Below are 3,341 nucleotides of genomic sequence, written 5' to 3'. Positions count from 1 at the left end.
ACGTCGGTGGCGGCGCCAGCAAGGAGAAGGTGACGGCGGCGTTCAAGATCATCACCGCCGATCCCAACGTGAAGGGCATCCTGATCAACATCTTCGGCGGCATCATGAAGTGCGACGTGATCGCCGAGGGTGTGGTCGCTGCGGTCAAGGAAGTCGGTCTCGACGTGCCGCTGGTGGTTCGCCTCGAAGGCACCAATGTCGAAGCCGGCAAGAAGATCATCAAGCATTCCGGCCTCAACGTGCTGCCCGCCGACAACCTCGACGACGCCGCGCAGAAGATCGTCGCCGCCGTGAAGGGAGCCTGAGGCCGCTTCTCGGCCTCTCCGCTGCCTCCGACCATTCCGTTCGACCGCGAAAGCATCACCGACCATGTCCATTCTGATCGACAGCAACACCCGCGTTATCTGCCAGGGCTTCACCGGCAAGAACGGCACCTTCCATTCCGAGGCGGCGATCGCCTACGGCACCAAGATGGTCGGCGGCACCTCGCCGGGCAAAGGCGGTTCGACCCACCTCGGCCTGCCGGTGTTCGACACCGTCCGTGAGGCGCGCGACAAGACCGGGGCGGACGCATCGGTGATCTACGTGCCGCCGCCGGGCGCCGCGGATGCGATCTGCGAGGCGATCGACGCCGAGATCCCGCTGATCGTCTGCATCACCGAGGGCATCCCGGTGCTCGACATGGTGCGGGTGAAGCGGTCGCTGAACGGTTCGAAGTCGCGTCTGATCGGGCCGAACTGCCCGGGCGTGATGACCGCCGGCGAGTGCAAGATCGGCATCATGCCGGCCAACATCTTCAAGCCGGGCTCGGTCGGCATCGTGTCGCGCTCCGGCACCCTGACCTATGAGGCGGTGTTCCAGACCTCGGCCGAGGGCCTCGGCCAGACCACCGCGGTCGGCATCGGCGGCGACCCGGTCAAGGGCACCGAATTCATCGACGTGCTGGAGATGTTCCTGGCCGACGACAAGACCGAGTCGATCATCATGATCGGCGAGATCGGCGGCTCCGCCGAAGAAGACGCCGCCCAGTTCCTGATCGACGAGGCCAAGCGCGGCCGCAAGAAGCCGATGGTTGGATTCATCGCCGGCGTCACCGCCCCTCCCGGCCGCCGCATGGGCCACGCCGGTGCGATCATTTCGGGCGGCAAGGGCGATGCGGCCTCGAAGACCGCCGCCATGGAAGCGGCTGGCATTACGGTGTCGCCGTCGCCGGCGCGGCTTGGCAAAACGCTTGCCGAAAAGTTGAAGTCCTAATTCAAACCTTGTGTCGTTCCGAGCTTACATTTCCCTAGAATAGGATAAAAGGTGCACTATGTTGCTGATCCGGTAACCGGATCAGCTTATCGCGATTAAGTCGCGATCTCATAATCAGGAAGCAATCATGTCTCGCCAGGACGCGAATGCCGCTTTCGCCCTATCTTCGTTTCTGCAGGGCGCCAACGCCACCTATATCGACGACCTTTACTCCCGGTATGAAAGCGATCCGTCCTCGGTCGATGCCGACTGGCAGGCATTCTTCCAGAGCCTCAAAGACGCCCCCGGCGATATCCAAAAGAACGCCGAGGGCCCGTCCTGGGAGCAGGCGAACTGGCCGCTAACCCCACGGGACGAGCTGACCTCGGCGCTCGACGGCAACTGGAATCAGGTCGAAAAGGCCGTCGGCCAGAAGATCCAGGCCAAGGCCCAGAGCCGCGGCGTCGAGCTGTCCTCCGCCGACGTGCTGCAGGCCACCCGGGACTCGGTCCGGGCCCTGATGCTGATCCGCGCCTACCGTATGCGCGGCCATTTCCACGCCAAGCTCGATCCGCTCGGCCTGTCGCCGGCGAAGGATCACGAGGAGCTGGACATCCGCTCCTACGGCTTCACGGAAGCCGATCTCGACCGCAAGATCTTCCTCGATCACGTCCTTGGCCTCGAATACGGCTCGCTGCGCGAGATCGTCGCGATCTGCGAGCGCACCTACTGCCAGACCATGGGCATCGAGTTTCTGCACATCTCCAATGGTGCGCAGAAGGCGTGGATCCAGGAGCGGATCGAAGGTCCGGATAAGGAAATCAGCTTCACCCGCGAGGGCCGCCGCGCGATCCTGATGAAGCTGATCGAGGCCGAAGGCTTCGAGAAGTTCTGCGACCTGAAGTTCACCGGCACCAAGCGGTTCGGTCTCGACGGCGGCGAAGCGCTGATCCCGGCGCTGGAGCAGATCATCAAGCGCGGCGGCAACCTCGGCGTCCGCGAAATCGTGCTCGGCATGCCGCATCGCGGCCGCCTCAACGTGCTGACCCAGGTGATGGCCAAGGCCCACCGGGCGCTGTTCCACGAGTTCAAGGGCGGCTCCGCCAACCCGGACGAGGTCGAAGGCTCGGGCGACGTCAAATATCACCTCGGCGCCTCGTCGGATCGTGAGTTCGACCACAACAAGGTCCACCTGTCGCTGACCGCCAACCCGTCGCACCTCGAGATCGTCGATCCGGTGGTGCTCGGCAAGGTGCGCGCCAAGCAGGACCAGCACGGCGACCTGCCCGAGGAGCGTATCTCGGTGCTGCCGCTGTTGATGCACGGCGACGCCGCGTTCGCCGGGCAGGGCGTGGTCGCCGAGTGCTTCGCGCTATCCGACCTGAAGGGCTACCGCACCGGCGGTTCGATCCACTTCATCGTCAACAACCAGATCGGCTTCACCACCTATCCGCGCTATTCGCGCTCCTCGCCGTATCCGTCGGATGTGGCGAAGATGATCGACGCGCCGATCTTCCACGTGAACGGCGACGATCCGGAAGCGGTGGTGTTCGCCGCCAAGATCGCGGTCGAGTACCGGCAGAAGTTCCACAAGCCGGTCGTCATCGACATGTTCTGCTACCGGCGGCACGGCCACAACGAAGGCGATGAGCCGTCGTTCACCCAGCCGCTGATGTATCGCAAGATCGCCGGTCACCCGACGACGCTGGAAATCTACTCCAAGCGGCTGATCGCCGATGGCGTCATCACCGAGGGCGAGGTCGAGAAGGCGCGGGCCGATTGGCGCGCCCGGCTCGACGCCGAGTTCGAAGCGGCCTCCAGCTATCGCCCGAACAAGGCCGACTGGCTCGACGGCAAGTGGGCCGGCTTCAAGTCGGCCGACCAGGACGAAGAACCGCGCCGTGGCATCACCGGGGTCGATCTTCCGACCCTGAAGGAGATCGGCCGCAGGATCACCAAGGTGCCGGAGGGCTTCCGCCTGCACCGCACCGTGCAGCGCTTCCTCGAGAACCGCGCTCGCGCGATCGACTCTGGCAACGGCCTCGACTGGGCGACCGGCGAAGCGCTGGCGTTCTGCACCATGCTGCTGGAAGGTCATCGCATCCGGC

The 3,341-nt window shown here is 64.5% G+C and carries 2 protein-coding genes and 1 pseudogene; all 3 read left to right on the top strand.

What is annotated here, in order from left to right; translation table 11 throughout:
- A pseudogene (gene sucC, locus DYI24_RS23685) lies at nucleotides 1-305 on the top strand (succinate--CoA ligase subunit beta); the annotation flags it as partial.
- 64 nt (nucleotides 306-369) lie between these two features.
- On the top strand, nucleotides 370-1,254 hold the full coding sequence (gene sucD, locus DYI24_RS23680; protein ID WP_012493972.1) for a succinate--CoA ligase subunit alpha: 885 nt from the start codon (nucleotides 370-372) through the stop codon (nucleotides 1,252-1,254).
- 127 nt (nucleotides 1,255-1,381) lie between these two features.
- Nucleotides 1,382-3,341, top strand: a 1,960-nt coding sequence (locus DYI24_RS23675) for a 2-oxoglutarate dehydrogenase E1 component (RefSeq protein WP_164574062.1), incomplete at its 3' end; no start/stop codon positions are given.

The sequence above is a fragment of the Rhodopseudomonas sp. BR0C11 genome (assembly GCF_010820945.1).
Lineage (GTDB): Bacteria > Pseudomonadota > Alphaproteobacteria > Rhizobiales > Xanthobacteraceae > Rhodopseudomonas > Rhodopseudomonas palustris_H.
This window is presented reverse-complemented; position numbering and strand designations above follow the sequence as displayed.

Bases quoted from the DNA above. Each gene is read 5' to 3' on its own strand.
- sucD (WP_012493972.1), top strand. From the start codon at position 370: ATGTCCATTCTGATCGACAGCAACACCCGCGTTATCTGCCAGGGCTTC.